General features: G+C 36.8%; 19 protein-coding genes. 1 reads left to right on the top strand and 18 read right to left on the bottom strand.

From position 1 onward, the window contains the following. Window positions 1-63: 63 nt before the first annotated feature. From ACMA47_RS22830 to ACMA47_RS22805, 6 genes are all read right to left on the bottom strand, one after another. A complete protein-coding gene (locus ACMA47_RS22830; RefSeq protein WP_413931620.1) occupies window positions 64-777 on the bottom strand; it encodes a 3-ketoacyl-ACP reductase in 714 nt (237 codons plus the stop codon). 338 nt (window positions 778-1115) lie between these two features. Continuing rightward, window positions 1116-2678, bottom strand: a complete 1563-nt coding sequence (locus tag ACMA47_RS22825; RefSeq protein WP_413931675.1) for a calcineurin-like phosphoesterase C-terminal domain-containing protein — start codon at window positions 2676-2678, stop codon at window positions 1116-1118. A 71-nt stretch (window positions 2679-2749) separates the two neighbouring features. Further along, on the bottom strand, window positions 2750-4198 hold the full coding sequence (locus ACMA47_RS22820) for a SusD/RagB family nutrient-binding outer membrane lipoprotein (RefSeq protein WP_413931619.1): 1449 nt from the start codon (window positions 4196-4198) through the stop codon (window positions 2750-2752). 12 nt (window positions 4199-4210) lie between these two features. Continuing rightward, window positions 4211-7171 carry a SusC/RagA family TonB-linked outer membrane protein gene (locus tag ACMA47_RS22815; protein ID WP_413931618.1) on the bottom strand — a complete coding sequence of 987 codons (2961 nt, stop codon included), beginning with the start codon at window positions 7169-7171 and terminating at the stop codon, window positions 4211-4213. A gap of 487 nt (window positions 7172-7658) precedes the next feature. Further along, window positions 7659-8405: a glycerophosphodiester phosphodiesterase family protein gene (locus ACMA47_RS22810; protein ID WP_413931617.1), complete on the bottom strand. Its 747-nt coding sequence runs from the start codon at window positions 8403-8405 to the stop codon at window positions 7659-7661. Window positions 8406-8572: 167 nt separating this feature from the next. After that, window positions 8573-11656, bottom strand: coding sequence for a carboxypeptidase regulatory-like domain-containing protein (locus ACMA47_RS22805; RefSeq protein WP_413931616.1), 3084 nt, complete (start codon window positions 11654-11656; stop codon window positions 8573-8575). Window positions 11657-11980: 324 nt separating this feature from the next. Here ACMA47_RS22805 and ligA point away from each other — a divergent pair, with 324 nt between their 5' ends. Beyond that, the gene (gene ligA, locus ACMA47_RS22800; RefSeq protein ID WP_413931615.1) at window positions 11981-13987 is read left to right on the top strand and encodes an NAD-dependent DNA ligase LigA; all 2007 of its coding nucleotides are present in this window, start codon (window positions 11981-11983) and stop codon (window positions 13985-13987) included. 85 nt (window positions 13988-14072) lie between these two features. Here the strand turns inward: ligA and ACMA47_RS22795 are convergent, their stop codons facing one another. The 12 genes from ACMA47_RS22795 to ACMA47_RS22740 all read right to left on the bottom strand — a co-directional run bounded on the left by ACMA47_RS22795 (window position 14073) and on the right by ACMA47_RS22740 (window position 26104). Next, entirely contained in the window at window positions 14073-14360 is a 288-nt protein-coding gene (locus tag ACMA47_RS22795; protein WP_047374194.1) for a type II toxin-antitoxin system RelE/ParE family toxin, read from the bottom strand. After that, window positions 14342-14578, bottom strand: coding sequence for a hypothetical protein (locus tag ACMA47_RS22790; RefSeq protein ID WP_047374061.1), 237 nt, complete (start codon window positions 14576-14578; stop codon window positions 14342-14344). The genes ACMA47_RS22795 and ACMA47_RS22790 overlap by 19 nt, the downstream gene beginning before the upstream one ends. 57 nt (window positions 14579-14635) lie before the next feature. Then, window positions 14636-15109 carry a hypothetical protein gene (locus ACMA47_RS22785; RefSeq protein WP_413931614.1) on the bottom strand — a complete coding sequence of 158 codons (474 nt, stop codon included), beginning with the start codon at window positions 15107-15109 and terminating at the stop codon, window positions 14636-14638. A gap of 17 nt (window positions 15110-15126) precedes the next feature. Then, window positions 15127-15585, bottom strand: coding sequence for a hypothetical protein (locus ACMA47_RS22780; protein WP_413931613.1), 459 nt, complete (start codon window positions 15583-15585; stop codon window positions 15127-15129). 136 nt (window positions 15586-15721) lie between these two features. Next, window positions 15722-17437, bottom strand: a complete 1716-nt coding sequence (locus ACMA47_RS22775; protein ID WP_413931612.1) for an ATP-binding protein — start codon at window positions 17435-17437, stop codon at window positions 15722-15724. A gap of 5 nt (window positions 17438-17442) precedes the next feature. Continuing rightward, window positions 17443-18552, bottom strand: a complete 1110-nt coding sequence (locus ACMA47_RS22770; RefSeq protein WP_047383121.1) for a histidine kinase — start codon at window positions 18550-18552, stop codon at window positions 17443-17445. A gap of 56 nt (window positions 18553-18608) precedes the next feature. Then, window positions 18609-19658, bottom strand: coding sequence for a porin (locus ACMA47_RS22765; RefSeq protein WP_413931674.1), 1050 nt, complete (start codon window positions 19656-19658; stop codon window positions 18609-18611). Window positions 19659-19866: 208 nt separating this feature from the next. Beyond that, the gene (locus tag ACMA47_RS22760; RefSeq protein ID WP_413931611.1) at window positions 19867-20424 is read right to left on the bottom strand and encodes a K(+)-transporting ATPase subunit C; all 558 of its coding nucleotides are present in this window, start codon (window positions 20422-20424) and stop codon (window positions 19867-19869) included. A gap of 10 nt (window positions 20425-20434) precedes the next feature. Continuing rightward, complete coding sequence (gene kdpB / locus ACMA47_RS22755) at window positions 20435-22474, bottom strand: potassium-transporting ATPase subunit KdpB (RefSeq protein ID WP_413931610.1); 2040 nt, start codon at window positions 22472-22474, stop codon at window positions 20435-20437. Window positions 22475-22649: 175 nt separating this feature from the next. Further along, entirely contained in the window at window positions 22650-24344 is a 1695-nt protein-coding gene (gene kdpA / locus ACMA47_RS22750) for a potassium-transporting ATPase subunit KdpA (RefSeq protein ID WP_413931609.1), read from the bottom strand. Window positions 24345-24350: 6 nt separating this feature from the next. Then, window positions 24351-24428, bottom strand: a complete 78-nt coding sequence (locus tag ACMA47_RS22745) for a potassium-transporting ATPase subunit F (RefSeq protein ID WP_077415921.1) — start codon at window positions 24426-24428, stop codon at window positions 24351-24353. A gap of 353 nt (window positions 24429-24781) precedes the next feature. Continuing rightward, the gene (locus ACMA47_RS22740; RefSeq protein ID WP_413931608.1) at window positions 24782-26104 is read right to left on the bottom strand and encodes a sigma-54-dependent transcriptional regulator; all 1323 of its coding nucleotides are present in this window, start codon (window positions 26102-26104) and stop codon (window positions 24782-24784) included. Window positions 26105-26641 lie beyond the last annotated feature (537 nt).

Below are 26641 nucleotides of genomic sequence, written 5' to 3'. Positions count from 1 at the left end.
TTGCTTTAAACTTTAAACCCAGAACCTTAAACATTCAACCTTGAACTTTAAATTTTAACTCTCTTATGGATTCGTGGAGAAGATAGACCCGTTTGCAATTAATGCTCTTCTGTTCATTTTCAGGATATCTCTTACCCATTCTGCAAAGTCTTCAGGTTGTAATACTTTATCAGGATTTCCGTCTGTAAGTCCTCCCTGGATACTCATATCAGAAGCAATGGTACTTGGAGTCAGTGTGATTACACGGATATTTTGTTTTCTCCATTCTGCCATCATAGATTGAGAAAGAGATACTACGGCTGCTTTTGAAGCGGCATATGCAGACATATTCGGACCACCTTTCAGACCTGCAGTAGAGGCTACGTTGACAATATCACCTTCTCCTTTAGCTTTCATGAAAGGATGAGCTGCTTTGGCTGCATAGTATACTCCGAAAAGATTGGTTTTAATAACTTGCTCCCAAGTTTCAGAAGGCATTTCTTCAATAGAACCAAAGTCTCCGATTCCTGCATTATTGATCAGAATATCAATTCCTCCCAATTGTTCTGCTAAAGATTCTATTCCAGCTTTTACCTGAATTTCATTGTCTACAGAAAATACTGCGTAGGCTGAATGTACTCCTAATTTTTTGATTTCTTCAACCGTCATTTTAAGGTTTTCCTCGTTTCTTCCTGTAATGGCAACGTTTACTCCTTCATTGGCTAAAGCTAACGCTACAGCTTTCCCCAGTCCTCTTCCACCACCTGTTACAATGGCATTTTTTCCGTTTATATTCATAGTAATGATACTTTTCTTGATACAAAGTTACGAAACAACATTTTTATGAGGCGGTGAAAACACAGATTTAACTTATATTTTATTCAACCACAAAAGTCACAAAAGATGATTACTATTGAGAATATTTAAAAGTTACAATCATCCTGTATAAAAGTTAACAAAAGATGAACACGTAGATTATTTTATACAACTTAAGTGTACTTCTTATATCCAAAGTTATGGCTTAAAAAACTTTTGTGACTTTTGTGGTTTATCTAAACCTCGATAAAAATTAAAACCGGCTCATAGAAACCGGTTTCAAAATCTAAAAAAAAGGTATAGTAAAAAAAATAAAAAGCTTAAGGAATCTGAATGGCATTCTGAACTTCAAATTCTTCTGAAGCTGAGAATTCATTTCCGTACATGTCAACAGCTTTCACCTCAACTTTGTGTTTTCCTAATGATAATTTCTTAGGGAAATCTGCTTCCCAGATATGTTTTGACATTTCAGGATTGGAAGGTCTTCTTCCTTGAAGAATTTTCTCTGTAGAATCCCATTTGAAAACAGAAAGAGCAAAATTCGGGTCTATGGTTTCATCGTACTTCATTTCTTCCCATTTTCCACCATCTATTCTGTATTCTACTTTGTCTTTTTTGCTTCCCATGAAGAAATTAGCCAGCACTTTTGCTGAGGTTCTTGAGGAAGAAATCACTTTTGGAACATATAATTTGATCTGATAGTCTTCCGGTTTTCCAGCTGTTCTGTACTTAACTTTATACTGATTGTCTGTAAAACTGATGAAAGAATAACCTTTTGCAGTTCCGTCTCTCATGGTTGAGGTAGGAAGTCCGGCATCATCAGGAGTTCCTGAGTACCAATCCCCGCAGGTGGTTCCTACGTTATATTCATGAAGTTCTTTGATTCCGTTCCAGCCTGCTTTTTTGCCGTAGAAAATCTGCTGCTGGATGTGAGTATGTGCTGATAAAAGCAATACATTCTGGAAAGGATTTAAGAAATCAAATAATTTCTGACGGTCCGCATTTCTGAAGTTGTCTTCATTATTATGTTCCAACGGAATGTGGAAAGAAATAACGATCAGTTTATTCTTGTCAACCAGTTTCAAATCATTTTCGATAAACTGAAGCTGATCTTCGCGGAAACCTCCCCAGTATCCTTTACCATCCCTGGGATCGGGATAAAGGATATCATCCAGAATGATAAAGTGTACATTTCCATAATTGAAAGAATAATTGGCAGGACCAAAATTGGATTCAAATGTTTCATCGGAAAGCTTGTCTTCCTTTGCATCATAATTCATATCATGATTCCCCATTACATTATACCACGGCAATCCTACTTCTTTCATTACATCCGCATACGGCTTCTGAAGGCTTAAGTTGTCTCCTACCAAATCTCCCAAACTGATTCCCATCACTGCATTTTTCTTCGTGTTTTTCACTTCATTTACGATTCCTCTTTTGAAATAATAGAGTTCTTTTTCTGTGTAAGGTTGCGGATCACCGAAAACCAGAATATCAAAGTTCTTGTCTTCGTTTTGTTGATAAAGTGGGAAGTTCAGTTCTTTGGGAAGATCTCCTGTGGGAGCAATTCCTTTGTATTTAAAATCTGCCGGAGAACCTTTTGGTTTATGGTGATAATAAAATTGTGGCAAATTATTAGCATTTAAAGCCGTCTGATATCCTGAAGGTTTAATAACAAAAATAGTCTGATCTTCCTGAACCGGCAGACTGTATCTTCCATTTTTATCGGTAAGAACTACCTGAATACCATTGGAAACAGCTACACCTTCTATTCCCTTTTCACGGTTTTCTTTCTTTTGGTTTTTGTTGTTGTCTTCGAATACATATCCGGAAACAGAAGCCTGTGAGAAAGCCATTGCTGAAACCAGCATACATGGCATTACAAATTTTATATTGATACTCATAGTTTTTTAAATCTTTAAATTATTTTTAAATCTTTCAATTAAAATTATTATTTATTCCACCACATTTTCACATTGATATTATCACCTCCCATGGATTGTACAGCTGCATTATAATTGTCTGTATTCATCACTTTGGTAGCAGTAGGATACATAAATCTTACCGGCATCTGTCCACCGTTCTGAAGTCCGCCATTATTAGGCAATACCGGAAGCTTAGTACGTCTGAATTCATACCACTGCTGATGGTCTACAAAAAACAGAGAAATGTATTTCTGAAGCATGATTTTTTCCAGAGAACCATCATATGCTACTTTTGTATTACTGAAATAATTAGCAGGGACTGTTGCTCCCCATTGTTCGATTATAGATTTTACTCCTGTTTCATAGTAGGTCTGCTGGTTACCTGCAATAATTCCTCTGTTGACAAGCTCTGCCAGAATAAACTGAACTTCAGAATAGGTCATGATTAAAATCTTTAAAGGTGCTTTTGCAAGATTTTGGTTAAGGTTAGAAGGCTGATAGTTGAAAGATGTTCCCAGAGCATATCCTGACGGAGCTCCTTTATAACCAAGATCTTCTCCTGATGTTGCTTTAGCTTTAGTAAAAAACATGCTAAGCCTTGGATCATTATTATCTTTCATCGCATTTACAAAGAACTCCCCTGCTGATCTGTAAGCCGTAAAATCCTGTGGACGGGCTATGGGAGGTAAGTATGGAGATATTCCCGAAATCGGAAGTACTGCGCTGTCCGTATTATTTTGGAAAACAGGATACTGAGCAGGATTATTAACAATTTCCTGAATACGCTCATATACATTCACTTCTCCGTTTCTACTCAAAATTCTGGTGAGTAATCTTAATGAAAGTGAATTACAGAATTTTTTCCACCCTAAAATTCCGGTCTGGCTATTGGTATTGGCATTATAAAAAAGATCGGTTTCCGTAAGTGTCTGGTTTGTATTAAATAATGCGTTGGCTGTTTTCAGATCATTTAAGAGCTGGATGTAGATATCTTTCTGCTTATCATATTTTGGTTTCAAAATATTTTCTTCAATCTTCACGGCTTCCGATAATGGTACGTCTCCGAAAGCATCGGTAAGGTTAGAGGCAATCCATGCATTTAAAACCATTGATATGGCCAGATAGTTATTATTCTGTTCTTTAGTAGCATATTTTTTAAGGTCACTTACCTGTTTAAGCCATTTATAAGATGTGTTCCAGTAACCGTTGCCACTTTTTTCATCCATATAATATCTGCTGTAGGAGTTTCCTTCATTGGGAAAATCTAAAGCAATCTGCATCATATCAAAAGTGAAATCGTCGGCTCTGTTATATCCGTAGCTTCCCATTTCATATTGAATAGGGGCAAGAAGGCTTCCTACCGACGGATCTTTGATCTTACTGGTATCAGTATTAATTTCTTCGAATGTTCTGTCGCAGGACTGAAGCGTGAAAACAGAAGCAGCCAATGCCAGATGTATGATTATTTTTTTCATTTTTTTAAGATTTTAGAATTTAAGATTTAACTGGAAACCCACTGTTCTTGCCGATGGAAGTTGTCCCATTTCCACTCCCGGAGTAATGGTCGCATTATCCAACGTAGCTACTTCAGGATCAAATAGCGGGAACTTGGTCCACATCCACAGATTTTTTCCGAAAATGGCAATAGTAAGATCATCCAGACCTATAGATTTGATGGTTTCTTTCGGGAAAGAATAGGCAATTCTGGCATCTCTCAGTTTAATAAAATCTGTACTGAAGCTGTTGGTTTCTACATTAGCTCTTCTGTAGTAATCTCCGTAATAAGAAGATACCAGTACTCCTTTTGTGTTCGGACTGAAAGATCCGTCAGGATTCTGAATAACACCATCTCCTACAATCATTCCTCCAGGATTATCTCTTCCCGGAAGGGTAGATTTCAGCTTACCCTGTTCAGACATTTTATGATGTGATTGTGAGTAAGCGATACCTCCATATTGACCATCAAAAGAGAAACTGATTGTAAAGTTTTTAATCTTGAAATCATTCTGAAGGCCGGCTCTCCATTTCGGAAATGCATTTCCTACTTTTTCAATATCTGCAGGTCTGGCAGGGAGCCCGTTGTCTCCGTAAATTACTTTTCCGTCCGGAGTTCTTAATAGTTTAAATCCATACATATCTCCCAAAGATCCTCCTACTTCCATTTTATAGAATACCACATCACCTACGTTGGAAACAATTCCGTCAAATCCTTCAGGTAGGGTCATTACTCTGTTTTCGTTAGTAGACCAGTTTCCTCCTACTTTCCAGGAGAAATCTTTACCTTTTATAGCCAGGATATCTGCTGAAAGTTCAAGACCTCTGTTTCGGATTTTTCCTGCATTAATGATCCTTTTGGAATATCCGGTTTCAGTTGGCAACGATACCGGGATAATCTGATTTTCACTGAAATTCTGGTAAGCAGTAAAATTAAGGTTCAATCTGTTTTTGAAAAGGCTGAAATCCATACCGGCTTCAATATTGGTATTTTTTTCAGGTTTAAGGGAAGGATTATTAAAAATGGTAGGTGCTACTACACTTCCTGTAATGTTGCTGGCTGTATAATAGTTATCCAAAAGATAAGGATCACTGTCTATCCCTACTTTCGCCCATGAAGCTCTCAGTTTCCATAAGTTCAGGTTATTACTTTTCAGATTAAATAGATCCGAAAGAATGAAACTGGTACTCACTGAAGGATAAAAGAAGGATCTGTTCTGCTTTGGAAGTGTAGAACTCCAGTCATTTCTTCCTGTAAAGTCTACAAATATTTTATTGTCATATCCCAGTGTCAATAATCCGTAAACACTGTCTACATGTTTATCTCTTGGAGCGGGATATTTAACCGGAATATTAAGAGCATTGGTAAGGCTGTATTCGCCGGCAGTTTTCAATCCTATGGCCTGATAATCGTTCTGCAGATATTCATTGTAACGGATACTTCCTCCTGCTGATGCTGAAATACTGAATTTATTCCAATCGGCTTTATAAGAGATTAAAAGGTCGTTGTTATATTCCTGATTTTTGATGAACTGTTCTCTGTAGAAACCTTTCAGGTAGTTGGCAGAACTCCATGGCCTTTTGGTCGTTCTTTTTTCATTCAGAATTTCAATTCCTGACCTCAGCATTAAACTGAAATTCTTATTAAACTGATAATCTGCCGTGATGTTTCCTGTAATGGTTTTCTTTCTTACCCCATTTAGCATTTCATAGGCAATCATATATGGATTATCAATATAAGAACTGAACGGATGGATTTGATCAACCTGCTCCTGTCCGGGTTTCCAGATGGGTTTATACCATTCCAGATCCACGTTGGGATTCTGGAAGATCATGAAATAGGAAATCGACTGATTGTTGTATCCTGTCGCTGGAAGGTTATCACTGGTCGTCGTGTTATAAGCAAATTTTGTAGAAATTTTTAATTTTTGGGTAAACTGATGCGCAAAAGACAACGCAAAATTGAATCGGTCAAAGCCTGTATTTGGCATCATCCACTCATTATTAAGGTAAGTAAGTGAAGTTCTGAAGCTAGTTTTTTCATTGGAACTTTCTACGGAAATACTGTTGGAGTAGTTAGAACCAGTTCTCCAGAAGCCTTTTATATTATTTTCATAGGGTTTCCACAACTGTCTTTCTTTACTCTGTCCCATTACAGTAGGATCATACTGGAAATAATACTGCCCGGCAAATTTTGGTCCGAAAGCACTACTTGTGCCGCCCGTACTTGGCCCATCAGGAGAAAGACCATATGAGTAATAAAAACTACCATTGTTTGTTGCCAGTGTTCCCTGTCCGTATTCATATTGCCAGTCCGGCCACTTCAAGACGGTATCAAAACTTGAAGAAGAGTTAAAAGTTACTCTTAATTTTCCATTCTTTGTTTTTCCTGATTTTGTGGTGATCATTAAGGCTCCGTTGGCAGCACGTGATCCGTATAATGCAGCTGCAGAAGCTCCTTTTAAAACAGTTACAGATTCAATATCATCAGGGTTGATGCTGTTCAATCCGTTTCCAAGGTCAATAGGAACATCACCTCCGGAACCTGCTCCATAAGCTGCAGTATCAGTACCTGTGGTAGAATTTCCCATTGGAACTCCATCTACAACGATCAGAGCGTAGTTATGATCCATCATAATGGATTTTTCTCCTCTCAAAGTAATTCTGGAAGTTCCAAGCGGTCCTGCTCCGGCCGTCTGGATTTTAAGACCAGCCACTTTTCCTTCCATCGATTGTGCCCAGTTGTTGTTCTGGGTTTCTTCAAATGTTTTGGCATTCACTTTCTCAGCAACATACCCTAAAGCTCTGTCATGCCTCTTAATCCCCAAAGCAGTCACTACTACTTCATCAAGTCCTTTAACGGTATCTTTTTTAGCTTTCTGCTGAGCTGCCAGATTGACGCTGACAAATCCTAACAGCGACAAAACCAACAGTTTTTGTGTCTCTTTACGCATTTCCTTTTTGTTTGCGCAAAATTAAAACGACATTACCAGGATGGTCTTAACATTATTTTAACGTTTCTTAAAAATTTATTAAACAGTATATTAATTCAAACTTAACAACATTACATAAATATCTAATTAATAAACACTTAAGCAATTAAGTCTTTTTAATACCATTCTACAGCCATATTTATGTATCTTTATTGTCTTGTCTTGGGATAATATTACATAAAACACACAACAAACTCATAATCAACTTATTAATTCAAACCTCATCATATTCTTTCTTTTAATATTCTTTAAAATATAGACTAGGCTTATAAAAAGAAACAGTCTGACCCATTTTAAAAGTCAGACTGTGTAAATTATGATTGTAATTGATTTAACGGGTATATCTTTTCAACCACCCCGTCAAAAATTCTTTGAATTTTTGCCACCCCTCCGGAGGAGGGGAATATTTCGTCCTTCGGTTGTAGTATTAGTGAAGAATAATCAATCGTTATTTATTTTTTAACTGGTCAGGAATATTGGTTGTTACGAAGCCAATTCCCTGCTTTTTCAGTTCATCGTATACGGCAACATCATTCACTGTCCAGGCATTGGTAATTAATCCTAATGTTTTTGCATCCGCAATCCAGGTTGGGTTTTTCTGGAAAACACTGTAATGGTAATCCATTCCGTCTAATCCTTCTTGTTTGATCTGCTCAGGAGACAGTTCACCGTTCAGATACTGTACTTTAAAGGCAGGAGCCAGTTTTTTGATCTCTTTACAAATATTAAGACTGAAAGAAATAAATTCACTCTGAGATTCCAGCTTCATATCTTTAATCATTTTGATCGTTTTCTGCGTGATCTCATTTTCAATTTCCGGAGTCTTAGCTGGTTTAATCTCAACAATCAGTTTCAGAGATTTATCTTTTTTTCCCTGTTTTAAATAATCTTTTAAAGTAGGAAATTTCTCTCCGTTGGATAATTTCAAAGCTTCCAGTTCTTTGAAACTTGTTTCTGAAATTTCCATTTTACCGTGATGCTCATCGTGGTTAATCACCAATACACCATCTTTTGTCATTCTCACATCAAATTCAGACCCATAAACTTTCAATTTTTGAGCATTCTCAAGGGATTGAAGTGAATTTTCCGTTGTAGGAGGCTGAGCCTGGAAATATCCTCTATGGGCAATGATCTGGGTTTGTGCTTTCATCATAACTGTACTTAAAACTGCTAACCCTAAGATAAAATTTTTCATAATATAATTTAGATTATTAAAAAGAAAGTCCTGAAACTTCTGATAAAGGTAGTTATTAAAAAATGGAAACCACAAAGACATAAAAGATTTTCTGGCTAAAACTAAGGTTTCCCCATTAATCTGCCGCTTTAATTTCTTTTATGTCTTCTGTGGTTTAAAAACAGATATTAGAAGGAGTATTTCGCTCCGATCTGAATCTGATATGGATTTCCGGATAGAGGAACCAGTCCACCTCCACTTACGTTTTTAGTGTATTCGTACTGCATGGTGTCTTTATTGAACTTGGTTACTTTATACAAAGATGTATTATTATATGATTTGTTTACCCCCCATTCTTTGTTAAGAAGATTGGCTACGTTGAAGATATCTACAGAAAGTTCAAAAGCTCCTACTTTATCAAATTTTATTTTCTTAGCTACACGTACATCCCACACGCCATAGAAACCGTTTTTCCCTCCGTTACGTTCAGCTATTTTACCATTATATTCGTTGATATAATCTTTCAGAGCCTGTCCCACCTGTGGATCATCCAGAATGGCTTTGGTAAGGTTCGGGAAGATAAAAGCAAGGTCATTGGAATCTACAAAATCACCATTGATATTCCCTCCGGTTGTCGCTGAGAAACGCGTTCCTCCAATCCCTGAGTATCTGATCCCTAAGGTAAATCCAGCAATCGTAGGCGAGTTACCATAAATAACGACTTTATTACGGAACTGGTTGTCTGAATACGTCATTCTTAAATCTCTCGGATCACTCTGAATCATGGTGGACAATGTTGCAGAGTTGGCTACGTTTCCGTTGTATGAAGTATTGTCTTTGATATCAGACCATGTATAACTTGCTGTGATTTCCCCATCTTTCCAGTAACGGTAACTTGTATCCAATACGAATGAGAACTGGTTTACTTTACCATCACTTACCAATTCCAGTACTCTACCGAAATTATTATTGATTCTTCCCTGTTTCCAGTCGAAACTTACACTGTTATTGGCATTATTGGTAATGGCACCTGTAGGGATAAATACTCCTCTTCCTCCTTCATTAGCTAAAGTAAAGAAAGGATTGGCTACCATGTTTCTGTCGTAGTAATAGTAGTTATTTCTACCTAAAGCCATATATCCTGCAATGCCTGCTCTGAACCTTTCATTGAAGAAGTGCGTATAAGAGATATTCGCTTTATAAACGATTGGAATTTTTGTGTCTTTACCCGTATAGTTGATGGTTGGCATCTGCTTCTGGGAAAGTGTAGGAATCGTATTATAATTATCTCTATAACTGTTAAAATCCGGGAATGGAACATCTTTACCCGTTACATCCACGGTAGCTAGATGATTACCGTCAAATACAAGGTTGTTGATGATCATATAATTGTTGATATCGGAAGAGAAAATCCCGGCACCAAACTTAAGGAAGTCTTTATTTTCTTCATTGATGTTCCAGTCAAACTGGAATCTTGGTTGAATAACAAATGATTTGAGCTGATTATCTGTTCTGATTCCCATTTCATCAAACAATTTCTGATTGAATTTTGCTTTTGGGTAACCACCGTAATCTAATCTTAAACCAGCCATTAAATCCAGGCCTTTTGCTACTTTGGTCTGAAACTGTCCATACAGACCAATATTCCAAATGTTTGATCTAACAGATGGATCATCCACCAAAGGAACTTCTCTGTAGAATCGGTAAGGAGTCATAGTGTCAAAGTTGCTCATTCCCTGGAAATAGAACTTTCCGTTCACCTCACTTCCGTATACCGATTTTGCTGTTGTATACATTAAATCAGCACCAAAAGTATATTTTACCTTATCGGTATTGTAGTATAGGTTGTCAACTATCTGGAATACATTATTTCTAAAACTTTCCTGAGCAAAACGGTGCCCTCCGATCTGAATATTGGTAGATCCGGCACTTGAAGCTACTCCTTCCACAATAGCTCTCGGTACAGGTTTTCCTAATTGATTGTTCTGATAACTGTCCTGGAATGTGTAAAGGTACTGCGCCTTTAATTCATTGGTTAAATTAGGTCTCAAATTCGATCTTAAAGTCAATAACAAACTGTTGTCAATGTTTTTATCATTTCCGTAAGACTCAAAGAAGTTGATATTGGTATTATCACCCAATCCGTTTTTATTAAGATCGTAGGTGAAGTTATTTCTAAGCGTTAATAAGTTTTTTTCATTGATCTGCCAGTCTAAACGTAAAAATCCGGCATCAGAATTTCTCACTTTATCAAACGTTCCGAATTGCGGGCTGTTTCCTACCCCATATTTTACTCTTGCAATATCCAGAAACTGGTTAAGCGTCTGAGTGGTTGTGTTGAATCTCTTCTCATCATCCGGAGATTTGATATCAGCAATCACCAACGGTCTTGAATCCAGCTGGTGATCCCATGCTACGAAGAAATGCAATTTATTTTTAATGATCGGTCCACCCAATGAAAAACCGAATTGGGAAGTAGAGAAATCGTTATCTCTTTTGTTTCCTCTGATATCATACGGGCTGGAAAGCCAGTTGGTTCTTAAATATTCCCAGGCACTTCCGGAAAATTTATTCGTTCCTGATTTGGTAACAGCACTTACTGTTCCTCCTCCGCTTCTTCCCAAAGTAACGTCATATTGGTTGGTGGTAATTTTGAATTCACGCACAGCTTCAATGGAAATGGAGAATGGTGCACCGCTTCGACTGGTAGTAGATCCTGCAGAAGTAGGATTTTTTGCTGTCATCCCGTCAATAGTAAAGTTGGTAGAAGAACCAAGTTGCCCGGAAAGGTTTCCTCCTTTTCCACTTAATGGAGATAGTTCCGTAAGATTGGTAAAGTTTCGTCCATTCACCGGAAGCATGCTGATGTTTTTCGCAGAAATTGCTGTAGCTGCACCAAGGTTTCCGATCTTGTTTTTAAGGTTTCCGGTAATTTTTACTTCTTCAATAGTCTTTTCATTCCCCAGATCCATATTTACTGTAACCTGATCTCCGAAGTTGACACTGTAACCTTCTTTTTTATCATCGTTTACAATGACAGTATAAGGTCCTCCCAAAGGAATTTCTTTAAAAATATATTCCCCTTTTGAGTTGGTTTCCGTTTCCGTTCTGAATCCGGTGGACTCGTTCACAATCGTCACTTTCACTTTTTCCTGAGCCGTACTTCCCGGTCCGGTAACTTTCCCTACAATAGAAGCCTGCGTGGTCTGTGCATAAGCCATTGTCCCAAGCCCTAAAAACAATAATCCCAGTACAATCTTTACTTTTTTCATTTCTTCCGAAGATCTATATTATTAATTTTTTGATTTTCTCCAGGAAACCTCTTTGATTTTCATACTGATAGATCATTTTGAGGTTTCTTTCAATTAGATGTGCAAAGGTATTTTGACTTTAACAGCGGGGTGTTTAAGAAAGTTTTAACATTTTTTTAATTAAATCAGAACGATATGTTAAATTACTTTAAACACGTGTTTTATTTTCTGCAAAACCAGTCAGTTAAGGTATATTACGCATTCTTAATTTTCCTGTACTATTTTATTCTGTTATTTTTTAAATGCAATTACTTTAGTTATTTTTGCTCAAAAGATAGAAACCCAATGTCTGAAAACATTCAACAAAAGATAGAACAGCTCCGCAAGGAACTTCACCAGCATAACGAAAATTACTACCAACTGGATACTCCCACCATTACAGATTATGAATTTGACATGCTTCTGGAGGAGCTCCAGGATCTGGAAGCCAAGTATCCCGAATTCTATGATGAAAATTCTCCTACCGTTCGTGTAGGTGGTGGTGTTACCAAGGTTTTCCCTACGATTCAGCATAAGTTCAGAATGTATTCTCTGGACAATTCCTACGATTTTGACGATCTGGAAGACTGGGAAAAACGAATCATCAAAACCATTGAAGATCCCGTAGAGTTTGTTGCTGAACTGAAATATGACGGAGCATCCATTTCTATCCTTTATGAAAACGGAAAGTTATCACAGGCAGTTACCCGTGGTGATGGTTTCCAGGGAGATGAAATTACCCCGAACGTCAGAACTATATCAGATATTCCTTTGACTTTGAAAGGTGGTTTCCCGAATCATTTTTTCATGCGTGGCGAAATTTATCTGACCAGAAAAAACTTTGATAAGCTGAATGTACTGCGTGAGGAAGAAGGTCTTGATCCCTTCATGAATCCAAGAAATACCGCCAGCGGAAGCTTGAAAATGCAGGACAGCGCTGAGGTAAGAAAACGTGGGCTTTCTTCTGTACTGTATCAGTTTATCTCTGAAGATATTCCTGCAGAAACGCATTGGGAACTTCTTCAAAAAGCTCAAAGCTGGGGCTTCAAAACCTCTCAACAGGCCAAATTATGCAAAACGATGGCTGAAGTACAGGAATTTATCACGTTTTGGGATACTGAACGTCATAATCTTCCTTTTGAAATTGACGGGATCGTTTTAAAAGTGAATTCATTACAGCAGCAGAGACAGCTTGGATATACAGCCAAATCTCCACGTTGGGCAATGGCTTATAAGTTTAAAGCAGAAAAGGTAGAGACAGAACTTCAGAGTGTTTCTTATCAGGTGGGAAGAACCGGAGCTATTACTCCTGTTGCTAATCTTAAACCTGTTTTACTGGCCGGAACCATTGTAAAAAGAGCTTCTCTCCATAATGAGGATATCATCAAGAAACTGGACCTTCATGAAAATGATTTTGTGTATGTAGAAAAAGGAGGTGAAATCATTCCGAAAATTGTAGGGGTAAACACAGACAAAAGAACGGAAGAAAGCAAAGAAATTGAATATATCAAACATTGCCCTGAATGTGGCACTGAGCTGGTAAAAATTGAAGATCAGGCGATTCATTTCTGTCCTAATGAGCTTCACTGTCCGCCACAGGTAGTAGGAAGAATGATTCACTATGTTTCCAGAAAAGCTTTGAATATAGATAATCTTGGAAGTGAAACCATAGAACAGCTCTACAGAGAAAAACTGATTGAAAACCCTGCCGACTTCTATGTTTTAACGAAAGAACAGCTTCTTCCCCTGGAAAGAATGGCCGAAAAATCTGCTCAGAATATCATCACAGGAATTGAAAAATCTAAAGAAATTCCTTTTGAGAAAGTATTATACGGAATCGGGATTAAGCATGTAGGAGAAACAGTGGCCAAGAAACTGGTTAAAAACTTCCCAACGATTGAAGACCTGAAAAATGCAACTGTAGAAGAGCTTTGCCAGGTTGAAGATATTGGGGTTAAAATTGCAGTCAGTATTGTTGATTTCTTCCAGAATTCTGAAAACCTGTTGATGATCGAGCGTTTAAAGTCTTACGGAGTACAACTTGAAAAAGGAGAAAGTACCAACGAAGTTTTATCCAATGTTCTGGAGGGAAAAACATTCCTTTTCACCGGAAAACTGTCTTTATTCACGAGAGAATCAGCCGAGGAAATGGTAGAAAAGCATGGCGGAAAAAATATTTCTGCGGTTTCGAAAAACCTCAACTATCTTGTGGTAGGTGAAAAGGCAGGAAGCAAGCTGAAAAAAGCTCAGGATATCGGAACAATTGAAATCCTGGATGAGCAACAGTTCCTGGATTTGATTGAAAAACAATAAGTTTTAACAATATTTTCACAAAAAAACCATTGAAAGAAATCAATGGTTTTTTTATTATCATGAAGTGAGTTAAATTAACAATTTCTCACTTTTTATTTTCTCTTCTTCCATCCCAAACAGAAAGGATGATCAGTTCAGAACTTGAGAACTCATAAAAGATGAGATAATCTCTCACTATTTTTACTCTTACCCTTTCAATATCTGTTTTCCTTCCAATTGTAGGGTGATCAGCTAGTAATCCAACATTATATAAGATCAACTTGTTGAGTTTTATACTAAATGTTTTAGATTTATTTCTGACAATCCAATATTCAAGAATATCTTTTCTTTCTTTATTGGCTTTAACAGTCCAGATTACTTTTCTTTTAGCCATTCTTCAATATCCTGGTTGGCCTGATCTTCTGTAAGGTATGCTTTATTCTTATATTCTTCTCTTCCTTCAGCAACTCTTTCATTTTGCTCGGTAGTAAGAGTATACTCATTCTGATCCAATTCAAAATCCAGAATCTTTTGAATTTCTTCAATAATTCTGGCTTCTTTTAATTGGGTTATCCTATTAATTAAATCAATTTTTAAATCTGATGTGTTCATCTTATGTGATTTAAGACCAAATTTAGAAAAATTAAGTATTACTTTAATAAACAAATCTTAATTCTTACAAATAATAGTTCTTCTGCTATTTAAAATCTCCAATAAAGCACTTGCTTTCACATTCAACAGGTCTGTGTTTATAACATTTCCTTTTCTGCCAAAAGGATCTGGATTACTCTTTATGTTAATATAAATAGACTCACTTGTTTTTATTCCCCGGAATGTTGTATTTGAAATATAAAATGATGAAATATCTTCAAAATTAATTGTTGTTGGTTTTCTCAATAGGTTATAAATGATGATCTGCTTATCAGTAACTGTTAATAAAGGTTTTGTTCGAAATAATAACAAAATTGAATAGACAACTCCGAATAACGAAAGTAAAAATCCAAGATAAAACATGACTATAAGGCCCAGACCTGCATTTCCCAATTTTTTATTAAAAAAAAATAAAATGAAAATAAATGCAATAACCAATACTATAAGACTTTTTATCTTACTAGAATAAAAGTGAACCTCTTTAGTAATCATTGAGTTTTTATTAAATATTACTTAAATACAATAATGGTATACGGAATACTTTCTCCTGCTTTGGGCAAGATCAGCCTGATATGTTCTTTATTCCTGTAGTAATCTGTGTAAGGCTCTTTGGTGATAATCTTTCCTTTCTCAGTTTCCTTATATCCTGCTGCTAATATCAGTTTAAGGTATTGTTCATATTCTTTTTTGTCCTTAAACTCAAATTCAATTCTGTCTTCTGATTTTTCTTCTTTGTATTCAAACTTTCCGATTTTCGAGGAATAGTCTGGAGCTTCGTATTCGGTTAAAAGAAAGCTTAAGCCTTCTGTTCTGTCATAAAACTTGAACTGAAGCTGTTTCATTTCCTTTTTAAACTCATCCATGGTAAGCTTGTTGAATCCTTTAAGCTGTTCTACTGTGAATGTCTGTGCAGAAATCTGGATACTCAGTACAATTGAAAATAATAAGAGTCCTAACGTTTTTCTCATTGTTATTTTTATCACAAATATAAAGAATAGGATTACATTTTTTAATTGGAAGGATCTGATATTTCTTATTCTAATAGATGAATACACCTTATAGGTTTATAAAACCTATAAGGTGTTTAAATACGTAATTTAATCCTTATGAAACCGGCAATCTGAAGTAAAAAGTACTCCCATTATTCAAGGAACTCTTCACTCCTATTTCTCCGTGTTGTTTTTCAATGAAATTTTTGGAGATGGCCAACCCCAATCCTGTCCCGTTCTGATGTTCTCCGGGAACCTGGAAATAACGGTCAAAGATCTGGCGGTGGTATTTTTCATCAATTCCGCTTCCGGTATCAATAATACTGAACTGAATGAATGCATTCAGCTTTTCTACCACAATCTTAATATTTTCATCCTGAAAAGAGTGCTTTACCGCGTTGGTCAGGAAATTATTCATCACCCAGACTGTTTTATCAAAATCTGCGGTTACCGCATCACTGTCTTCCAGAAGATATTCTGTGCTGATGGAGATATTTTTCTGCTCCGCCAGTTTCTCAACATTTTTTACAGCCATCTGTACAATTTCTTTAGGAGAACATTTTTCTACGGTCAGTCTGATATTTCCGGATTCTACCTGAGAAAGATTCAGCAATTCTCCTGTGATATCCAATAAGCGCTGTCCGTCTTCATTGATGCTCTTCAACAATTCCTGCTGCTGCTCGTTCAGTTCTCCGAACTTTTGATTTCCAAGAAGCTGAACACCCATTTTGATCGCAGAAATCGGGGTTTTCAATTCATGGGAAATGGTTGCAATGAAGTTGGTTTTGGCAAAATCAAGCTCTTTAAAAGGCGTAATATTTCTTAATAGAATTACCTTTCCAATATATTTTTTTTCTTTTTCGCCTGTCTTTACAATATTGATGGGAATAATATCCTGCTCGAAATAATTTTCTTTATTATCACGAACAATTTTAATCGGATCTTTCACCGGATGGTCTATATTTTTCAGCAGTTCGCGCATCAAATCGTTGTTAATAGCTACTTCATGAGCTGTTTTTCCGATAATATCTTCCTTATGGAGATTGGTGATCTTCAAAGCTTCATCATTGATCATATAGATAAAATGGTTCTCATCCAGGCCAATCACCGCATCGTGCATATTGTTAACCAGTGTTTCGATACGTTTTTTATCCATCAACTGCTTCGAAAGCGTGCTGCTTTCGTACTCCTGAAGTTTTTCTGCCATACTGTTGAATGAGTCTGCCAGGCTGTTGAACTCTTCACTTCCTTTGAAATGAACCCTTTCACTATAGTTTTTATCAGCAATCTGTTTGATACTGAAAGTTAGCTGATTAATAGGCTCCGCAATGGTTTGTGGCAAATTAAAAAGCAGAATAAAAGCAATCAGAAAGCATACAGTTCCTAAACTTACAATCCAAAAAGTGGCATTTTCTGCTGTAATAATCGCAATATCACTTTTACGTTCTATCCCTTTCATATTCAAAGACATGATCTTCGAAAGATCTTCACGGATGAGCTTTTCTTTATTGATATCGGGAGCTTTCAGGTAGCTGTTGAAATGAAGATTCAGGTTCTGTGTGGCTTCTTTTTCTCCAAATTCTGTAAGGTTTTTTTCCTGAAGCTTGTTATTTTTTTGAAAATCTGCTACGGCAACGGTGCTGTCTGTACTGATATTATCCAGTGCCAGAAGCATATTTTTGGAAAATTCCAGACTGTTGTAATTGGCCGTAAGGATCTTTTCAGTATCAGATTTTAATTTATTGATGTATACAGAACCTATCACTGAAAGCAGAACAATCAGTAGAAATAAAAGGCCCACGCCTAAGGTAAGTTTAGTTTTAAGTTTCATTACTTTTAAGATAAAATAATAATATCTATCTGTCTTTCATTCAGCCTGTTCATAAGAGTATAGATCCAGCTGTATCCCAACATTCGCTGCCAGAAACTGGCGTGAGGTTTTCCAATACAGACCGTAGTGATGTTATGAGCAATCACATATTCCAGAATCCCGTTGTGAACACTGCTTTCTTTAATCCGGACTACTTTGGCACCTAATTCCTGTGCTAAATTAAAATTATTAATTAAATACCGCTGTTTATCCAATGCAATTTTTTCCGGATTTTCAGAAGGTTTCTGAACGTACAAAACAGTCCATGGACTGTTATAATAGCTGGCTAATCTGGCTGTCTTACGAATAATAGTTTTCGCGATCTTCTCATTACTGCTGATGCAGGCCAGGAATTTTATCGGTTTAAAATTTTCGGTTTTAATTTCTGTTTCTACTTTCCTTTCCACATGGGTGGCTACTTCTTTTAAAGCCAGTTCACGAAGTTGCAAAATATGTCCGCTTTGGAAAAAATTGCTCAGAGCGGTCTGAATTTTTTCCTTTTTATAGATTTTTCCTTCTTTTAATCGGGTCAGAAGCTCATCCGCAGTAAGGTCAATATTCACGACTTCATCCGCCAGAGCCAGAATCTTATCCGGAACCCGCTCTGCTACCTCTACTCCAGTAATTTTCTTTACCTCTTCATTCAGGCTTTCGATATGCTGGATATTCATGGCACTGATGACATTGATCCCGTTATCAAGGATTTCCAGCACATCCTGCCACCTTTTTTTATTTTTGGAACCTTCCACATTAGTATGTGCCAGTTCATCTACAAGAACCACTTCAGGATGTTCATTGATAATAGCCTGAAGATCCATTTCTTCAAGATTTTTTCCTTTATAAAAGACTGATTTTCTTTCAATCTCAGGAAGACCTTCTACAAGGGCTACCGTTTCTTCTCTGCCATGAGTTTCAATATAGCCAACCTTTACATCAATGCCATTTCGCAAAAGAGAATGAGCTTCCTGAAGCATACGGAAGGTCTTTCCTACACCTGCACTCATCCCGATATAAATTTTGAATTTTCCTTTACGGGATTTTTGAATCAGTTCTAAAAAATCTTTTGCTGATGACATTGATTTTATTCTTTTTAATTTTACTTTAAGCACTATTTTCTGTGACTAAACCGATTTTAAAACCAGACTGCTAAGCTTGATGTTATATAGAAATTTCCTTTTTTAAAATCATCATTCCTGGCAAAAATGGCATCTTTGGAAGTAAAACCTCTCGCTTCTGTACGGAAAACTACATTTTTGAATATGGCATAGTCTACATTGAGAGAATATCCGAAGGTCTGAAATCCATTGGGCGTTTCTGTACTGATAATCACACCGTTTTTATCATTATAATATTCCAGTCTTCCTGCCAGTGCCCATTTGCTGTCAAACTGATACTTCATCTGAACATTCGGGCTGTACCAGATGTTATACTGCTCGCTTCCTTTTGATTTCTGCTCAGCTCCTATATCAAATCCCAATATAGCCGAAAACTGATCTGTCAGCTGAAAGCTTCCGTACAAATCATGGAAATAACGCATTCTTTTATCCTCTTTTGCTTTATCATTTCCTATGAATGAGCTGCTGTTCAAAGTAATTTTATCATTAGGCTTATACGTTATCTGATGTCCGAAAGAAATACTCTGGTTTCCTTCAGGTTTGGCAATTCTCTGCCATCCGTTCAATACCAGTCCGCTTAAAAACCATTTCCCGTTATCTGAGGTGTAGGAAATTTTGGCTCCTGTTTCGAAATATGGAGAGTTCTCAGCGGCTAAACTTCTTGTCAGATTCACATTATCCTTTCCTATGGCACTTTCCCATCCAATATGGGAAGGCATGATCCCTGCATCAATCCATAAATTCTTATTCTTTGATATTTTGATTCCAACATTGGCTTCGTTTACATAACGCAGTGCATTTTGTTCTGCTGCCATATTATCCTGGGCATAGGTTCCGGCCATTAAAGCAACATTGGCACGGATATTTTCACTCTGGTAATTGGCTTTCACTAATCCCAGATTAAGATTCATTTCATTATGTCTGTTATATGAGTATAAAAAATTTTGACGTATATGATTGCCCGGCTCATTAAAATCATAGGTATAAAAAAGTTCTGCATAAGCGGAAAATGTCACTTTATTACTTGTTTTTAATGAATCTGATGACTGGGCTTTTGAGAAAAACATTCCCAATACGGCTCCTATAACTAAATATTTTTTCACGTTATTTTTATATTATTTAAGAGTATAAGAAGAATTTAGCTATTAAGAAAAGATAAGGATTTACCCTCGAATTATAAATGAGAAATATTTTGAAATCGTAGATTTTTTTAATGTAGCTCCTTCAATCATCTTAATGGCTTCAATTCTTCTTTTTATCATTGTATGAATTGAATTATTTTAATTGATCTAAAGCGATATTAAGCTTCAGAACATTTACTTTTGATGGACCGAAAAGTCCTAAAAAAGGCTTTTCAGTTTGATTATTAACTAAGCTTTTGATCTGTTCCTCTGAAAGACTTCTCACTTTTGCAATTCTCTTTACCTGGTATAAAGCTCCTTCTTCAGAAATATCAGGATCCAGTCCGCTTCCGCTGGCAGTTACCAATTCTACAGGAACTTTAGCATTACCCATTTCAGGGTTGTCCATTTTTAAAGTATCAATTCTTTTCTGTACAATTTCCAGATATTCTTTATTGCTTGGACCTTTATTACTTCCTCCGCTTCCTGCTGCGTTATAATTGACTGAAGAAGGACGGCTATGGAAATATTTTTCAGACTTAAATTCCTGCCCGATATTAGCATAAAACTTCTGCCCTTTGTTGTAAACAATTTCTCCGTTTCCTTTGTTAGGAAGTATTTTAGAACCTCCATAAACAACTGCCAGATAAATACCTGTAACGACCAACATTACAAGAGTTAATCTGAATGCTGAAACAATATGATTTTTCATTTTTTAAATTTTAATAGAATAAACTGATTACCAGATCAATAATTTTGATCCCGATGAACGGAACGATTACTCCGCCTAAACCATAGATCAAAAGGTTTCTTCTTAATAATGCACTTGCACCAATCGGCTTGTAAGCCACTCCTTTCAACGCCAGCGGAATCAGAAACGGAATGATGACCGCATTGAAAATAACTGCTGATAATATGGCTGTTTCAGGACTGTGAAGGTTCATAATATTCAGCTTCTGAAGAGAAGGAATAAAAGTGATAAACAGTGCCGGAATAATGGCAAAATATTTCGCAACGTCATTCGCAATACTGAAAGTGGTCAATGTTCCTCTTGTCATCAGCAGCTGCTTCCCGATTTCCACAATTTCGATCAGTTTTGTAGGGTCGTTGTCAAGGTCTACCATGTTACCGGCTTCTTTTGCGGCTTGAGTTCCACTGTTCATCGCTACCCCAACATCGGCTTGTGCCAGTGCCGGCGCATCGTTGGTACCGTCTCCCATCATGGCAACCAGCTTACCTTCCTGCTGTTCTTTTTTGATGTAATTCATTTTGTCTTCAGGTTTAGCTTCGGCAATAAAGTCGTCTACTCCCGCTTTTTCTGCAATGAATTTTGCCGTCAGAGGGTTATCTCCGGTTACCATTACCGTTTTCACACCCATTTTTCTCAGTCTCTGGAAACGTTCCTGAATTCCGGTTTTAATAATATCCTGAAGTTCAATAACGCCCCATACTTTTTCGTTAACGGCTACTACTAAAGGAGTTCCTCCGTTTTCAGAAATTTTGGTTACCGCATCCTGGGTTTCCTGTGGGAAGATATTCCCGGCTTTTTCAGTCAGTTTTTTTATCGTATCATAAGCTCCTTTACGGATTCTTGTTTCATCAAAATCAATTCCTGAAGTTCTTGTTTCTGCAGTAAAATTGATATAAGTAGGATTGGCAACCAGTAAATCTTCAGATTTCAAAGCACTCAGTTCAATAATGGATTTTCCTTCCGGAGTTTCATCCGCTACAGAACTTAATGCTGATGCTTTAATAAATTCTTCAATCTGAATTCCATTAGCAGGGTGAAATTGGGTTGCCTTACGGTTTCCGATGGTAATTGTTCCTGTTTTATCAAGCAGCAAAACATCAATATCTCCAGCTGTTTCCACTGCTTTTCCGCTTTTAGTAATCACATTTGCTCTTAATGCTCTATCCATCCCCGCAATTCCGATTGCAGAAAGCAGACCTCCGATAGTTGTCGGAATAAGACAAACGAAAAGAGATATAAATGCCGCTATGGTAATCGGAGTCTGCGCATAGTCTGCAAAAGGCTTTAAAGTGAGGGTAACAATAATAAATGTAAGCGTGAATCCTGCTAAAAGTATGGTTAATGCGATTTCGTTGGGTGTTTTCTGTCTTGATGCTCCTTCTACAAGGGCAATCATTTTATCCAGGAAGGATTCTCCGGGTTTTGTAGTTACTTTTACTTTAATTCTGTCCGAAAGTACTTTTGTCCCTCCGGTTACAGAACTTTTATCTCCTCCGGCTTCACGAATCACGGGAGCACTTTCTCCGGTAATAGCAGACTCATCAATGGTAGCAAGACCTTCAATAATCTCCCCATCCATCGGAATCTGATCTCCCGCTTCACAAAGGAAAATATCGCCTAATGTCATTTCAGCAGACATCTTCAGTCTTGTTTCTACCTGGAATCCCGGCTTGTTATCAAGTACCAATTTGGCCGGTGTCTCCTCCCTTGTTTTTCTGAGGGTATCAGCCTGCGCCTTTCCTCTTGCCTCTGCAATAGCTTCTGCAAAATTGGCAAACAGAACGGTGAAAAATAAAATAATAAATACTAAAAAGTTATAGGAAAAGCTTCCCTGGGATTTATCACCAGTAAGACTGAACATGCTTACGATAAACATGACAATGGTTCCGATCTCCACCAGGAACATTACTGGATTTTTAAACATAATTTTCGGATTCAGTTTTACGAAGGACTGTTTGATCGCTTCATTGACCAAATCTCTTTGAAACAATGTTTGTGACTGATTTTTCATTTTTTGAAAGAGTTTATATCATTGTAAATCAATAATCACCATCAAGGTCTGCCAAATAATAAGGATAGATATGGATAATAGTAAGTGAACGTTTCAGTAAGTGTCAGACTAGCTTCCTCAAACTCTTCAGCATCCTTAATGGTTGAATATTGATTTTAAATTTTAATGTTCATATTTATTTTGAGAAATACTGAATCTGCTCTGCAATAGGCCCTAGAGTCAATGCAGGGAAGAAAGATAATGCTGCAATCAGTAAAATCACTGCCAGTGTCATAAATCCGAAAGTAGCAGTATCTGTTTTCAGTGTTCCTGAACTTTCAGGGATATATTTCTTCTGTGCTAATAACCCAGCAATCGCTACCGGTCCTATAATCGGGATAAATCTTGATAATAACAGTACAATTCCTGTTGAGATATTCCACCAAGGAGTATTATCTCCAAGTCCTTCGAATCCTGATCCGTTATTCGCTGCAGAAGAAGTAAACTCGTACAACATTTCACTGAAACCATGGAAACCTGGGTTGTTCAATGTCTTTGCTCCAAACTCAGGTAAGTAAGCCATTAAAGCTGTTCCTGCAAGAATTAAGAAAGGATGAAATAAAGCCACAATCATTGCGATTTTCATTTCTTTGGCTTCAATCTTTTTACCCATAAATTCTGGGGTTCGTCCCACCATCAGACCACTGATGAATACAGCAAGAATGATAAAGATGAAATAGTTCAGGATTCCGACTCCACAGCCTCCGTAGAAACAGTTAATCATCATCGCAAGGAGCTCGTTCATTCCAGAAAGAGGCATCGTACTATCATGCATTGCGTTTACAGAACCTGTAGAAATTACCGTTGTCGCAATACTCCAATAACCGGATGCTGCACTTCCGAAGCGGATTTCCTTCCCTTCCATAGCTCCCAGGCTGTTGTCTGCTCCCATTTGTGTAATCAAAGGATTTCCTCCTGTTTCATTCACGATATTCGGAATGGTAAGTGCCAGAAAACCGACCGTCATTACCGTAAAGATCACCCATGAAAGTTTTCTTTTTTTCAGATAAAAACCCAGTGCAAATACCAAAGCAAACGGAATAATCATCTGAGTGACCATCTCTGTCATATTGGTAATATAATTAGGGTTTTCTAGCGGATGCGCTGAGTTGGCTCCAAAAAATCCACCTCCATTAGTTCCTAAGTGTTTAATCGCAACAAATGCAGATACAGGACCTCTTGAAACATCAGCTTTCTGTCCTTCCAGTGTAATGATATGATCTTTACCTTCGAAAGTCATCGGACTTCCGTTGATGGATAATATTAATGCAACAATCACACTGATCGGAACCAGAATTCTGATCATTGATTTAGTAAAATAATCGTAGAAATTCCCAAGTTCAGTACTTGTTTTTTCTTTAAAAGCTTTGAAAAGAACAGCCATAGCTGCCATTCCCGTTGCAGCTGTAACAAACTGTAAAAACATCAGATAAAGCTGGCTCAGATAACTTACCCCTGTTTCTCCTGAATAATGCTGTAGATTACAGTTCACTAAGAATGAAATGGTTGTATTAAAAGCCAAATCGGGTGACATATTCGGGTTTCCATCGGGATTTAAAGGGAGCCACGCCTGATTCATTAAAAGAAGGAAACCTATGATGAACCAAACCAGATTGATGGCCAGCATGGCATACATATTCTGTTTCCAATTCATCTGGCGGGCAGGATTAATTCCCGAAACTTTATAAATTAACTTTTCAATGGGTTCAAAAACCGGATCCAGAAAAGTTTTTTTGTATCCATAAACATTAGCAATGTATTTTCCTAAAAAAATTCCGATAACTAACGTGATAGCAAACATTGCTATAATGCCTAAAATTTCTGTATTCATGACTAATTAAAATTTTTCAGGTTTAATTAAAACATAACAGATATACACAAAGGCAAGTATTGAGAGGAAAAATAAACTCCACATAATTTATATTCTATCAAAAAATTCAACTGATTTACATAAAAGCCAAAACAACACTGCAAAAAGCAGAATTAAACTTATAAGCATCATATCTTAATCATTAGGGTTAAAAGAGTCAACAATACGTACGATACAATCAGCAGACTAAAAGTAGAATGCTCCCGTTTTTTAAACGTTTTTCTTGAAATTGTCATTTTTAAATATTTTATTCAGAGACTATATGCCAAAAGAAAGTCCATTTTGAAAAAATAGCATTTAAAACATTGAATAACAAACAATTAAATCAAAATACCAAACTATATAAAAACAGAAAAGCCTATCAAAATGATAGGCTCTTTATTAAAATGATAAACGATTTATTTTAATCCGTACTCTTCCAGTTTTCGGTATAATGTAGCAATACCAATCTCAAGTAAACGGGCAGCTTCCGCTTTATTTCCTTTTGTATATTGTAAAACTTTTTGGATATGTATTTTTTCCAATGACCGGATACTCAAAGAGTCACTTTCAGGAACTGTTTTTTCAGAATAATGAGGAAGACTTTCAGCATCAAGAATATTGTTATCCATTAAAATTAAACTGCGCTCCACTGCGTTTCTCAACTCACGGATATTTCCTTTCCAGTCATTTCTCTCTAAAACTTTATAATATTCCGGATCAACCTGAACAGAGGACAAGTGAAGTTTATTTGAAAAAATATCTACAAAGTTTTTGGCAAGAGCTTTCAGGTCTTCTTTTCTTTCTCTTAATGCCGGGAGTGTAATCTCAAATACATTTAGTCTGAAATAGAGATCTTCTCTAAAATTACCCTGCTTTATTTCATCTTCCAGATCTCTGTTAGTCGCTGCAATCAATCTGAAGTCTGACTTTGAAACTTTAGTTTCCCCCATTTTGATAAATTCCTTGGTTTCCAAAACCCTGAGCAGTTTTGCCTGAAGTTCTATAGGCATCTCACCGATTTCATCCAGAAACAGAGTTCCTCCGTTTGCTTCTTCAATCAATCCTTTCTTATCTTTAACAGCGCCGGTAAAAGCACCTTGTTTGTGACCAAAAAGCTCACTTTCAAGTATCTCCTTACTGAATGCAGAACAATTGATAGCTACAAAACTATTTTTCTTTCTGTCACTTCCTTCATGAATAGCACTGGCAAAAACTTCCTTTCCTGTACCGGTTTCACCTGTAAGAAGGACGGCAGCATCCGTTAAAGCCACTTTTTCAGCCAATTTCTTAGCCTGCAAAATTAGAGGTGATTTACCAATAATCTGGTCAAATCCCTTCACAACCGTCTGCTGAACAACTTTTGATTTGTTATCCTTTACCTTATCCAGAGCTTTATACACCAGCGGAATTATTTTCTCATTATCATCTCCTTTCACCAGGTAATCATACGCTCCATTCTTCATGGCCTGCACTGCATCGGTAATATTGCCGAATGCTGTCATCAGGATAATTTCAATTTGAGGATATTTATTCTTGATAGACTTTACCAGTTCTACTCCAAACGCATCAGGCAGACGCACATCGCTCAAAACAACATCAAATTCATATTGCTCCAGCATCGTCATTGCTGAACGTGCCGTAGAAGCTTCTTTTACATTAAAATTTTCTTGGGAAAGGATCATTCCTAACAATTTAAGGAGTTTGATCTCATCATCGATGATCAGAATATTTCCTGACATTATAATTATTTTTGGAAAACTAGTACAAACTTATTGAATTTATTCGAGGAAAACGGGTTAATAGAAGGAAATAGTTTTGTGAATAGCTTGATGGTGATTAATAGGTGATGGTTAATTCGGGTTGCGAGTTCCGGGGTTAGGACCTATTATCATTATAGAGTTTTCAAATTCATGATTTCTATAGAAAAAGGATACTGTACAGATACACTTTTATTCCAATTGCATCATTCCCTAGCAATCAAGGTTTATGTATGAGAGGTTTAAAGGATGTAAGATGACAGGATAATGTCTACGTTTTTTCAGCAGTCAGTATTAGCAAGTGTCATGCTGAGCGGAATCGAAGCATTTTAATTAACAAGAACTCTGCTTAGACTCCTACGGAGTGACAATGCTGTGGGATAAAGAACAGTAATGAAGGTAAAGACTACTACCAGGTATAAAGAATTGATGGAGGAATTCAGAAGCCGGAGGCTGGGAGCTGGAAGGAAAGAAAAAGATCCAAATAATTGGCTCATTACTCATTATTTATAAGTTCAT

This window comes from Chryseobacterium sp. T20 (assembly GCF_047345655.1).
Lineage (GTDB): Bacteria > Bacteroidota > Bacteroidia > Flavobacteriales > Weeksellaceae > Chryseobacterium.
Note: the sequence above shows the minus strand (reverse complement) of the source record. Positions and strands in the feature narration are given on the sequence as shown.

Excerpts from the sequence above, each read along its gene's own strand:
- ACMA47_RS22780 (WP_413931613.1), bottom strand. The coding sequence starts at position 15,585 with ATGAGAAAAACGTTAGGACTCTTATTATTTTCAATTGTACTGAGTATC.
- kdpA (WP_413931609.1), bottom strand. The coding sequence starts at position 24,344 with ATGAATACAGAAATTTTAGGCATTATAGCAATGTTTGCTATCACGTTA.
- ACMA47_RS22785 (WP_413931614.1), bottom strand. The coding sequence starts at position 15,109 with ATGATTACTAAAGAGGTTCACTTTTATTCTAGTAAGATAAAAAGTCTT.
- ACMA47_RS22810 (WP_413931617.1), bottom strand. The coding sequence starts at position 8,405 with ATGAAAAATTTTATCTTAGGGTTAGCAGTTTTAAGTACAGTTATGATG.
- ACMA47_RS22825 (WP_413931675.1), bottom strand. The coding sequence starts at position 2,678 with ATGCCATGTATGCTGGTTTCAGCAATGGCTTTCTCACAGGCTTCTGTT.
- ACMA47_RS22745 (WP_077415921.1), bottom strand. The coding sequence starts at position 24,428 with ATGTGGAGTTTATTTTTCCTCTCAATACTTGCCTTTGTGTATATCTGT.
- ACMA47_RS22760 (WP_413931611.1), bottom strand. The coding sequence starts at position 20,424 with ATGAAAAATCATATTGTTTCAGCATTCAGATTAACTCTTGTAATGTTG.
- ACMA47_RS22740 (WP_413931608.1), bottom strand. The coding sequence starts at position 26,104 with ATGTCAGGAAATATTCTGATCATCGATGATGAGATCAAACTCCTTAAA.
- ACMA47_RS22765 (WP_413931674.1), bottom strand. The coding sequence starts at position 19,658 with ATGTTTTTCTCAAAAGCCCAGTCATCAGATTCATTAAAAACAAGTAAT.
- ACMA47_RS22830 (WP_413931620.1), bottom strand. The coding sequence starts at position 777 with ATGAATATAAACGGAAAAAATGCCATTGTAACAGGTGGTGGAAGAGGA.
- ACMA47_RS22820 (WP_413931619.1), bottom strand. The coding sequence starts at position 4,198 with ATGAAAAAAATAATCATACATCTGGCATTGGCTGCTTCTGTTTTCACG.
- kdpB (WP_413931610.1), bottom strand. The coding sequence starts at position 22,474 with ATGAAAAATCAGTCACAAACATTGTTTCAAAGAGATTTGGTCAATGAA.
- ACMA47_RS22775 (WP_413931612.1), bottom strand. The coding sequence starts at position 17,437 with ATGAAACTTAAAACTAAACTTACCTTAGGCGTGGGCCTTTTATTTCTA.
- ACMA47_RS22805 (WP_413931616.1), bottom strand. The coding sequence starts at position 11,656 with ATGAAAAAAGTAAAGATTGTACTGGGATTATTGTTTTTAGGGCTTGGG.
- ligA (WP_413931615.1), top strand. The coding sequence starts at position 11,981 with ATGTCTGAAAACATTCAACAAAAGATAGAACAGCTCCGCAAGGAACTT.
- ACMA47_RS22815 (WP_413931618.1), bottom strand. The coding sequence starts at position 7,171 with ATGCGTAAAGAGACACAAAAACTGTTGGTTTTGTCGCTGTTAGGATTT.
- ACMA47_RS22795 (WP_047374194.1), bottom strand. The coding sequence starts at position 14,360 with ATGGCTAAAAGAAAAGTAATCTGGACTGTTAAAGCCAATAAAGAAAGA.
- ACMA47_RS22770 (WP_047383121.1), bottom strand. The coding sequence starts at position 18,552 with ATGTCATCAGCAAAAGATTTTTTAGAACTGATTCAAAAATCCCGTAAA.
- ACMA47_RS22790 (WP_047374061.1), bottom strand. The coding sequence starts at position 14,578 with ATGAACACATCAGATTTAAAAATTGATTTAATTAATAGGATAACCCAA.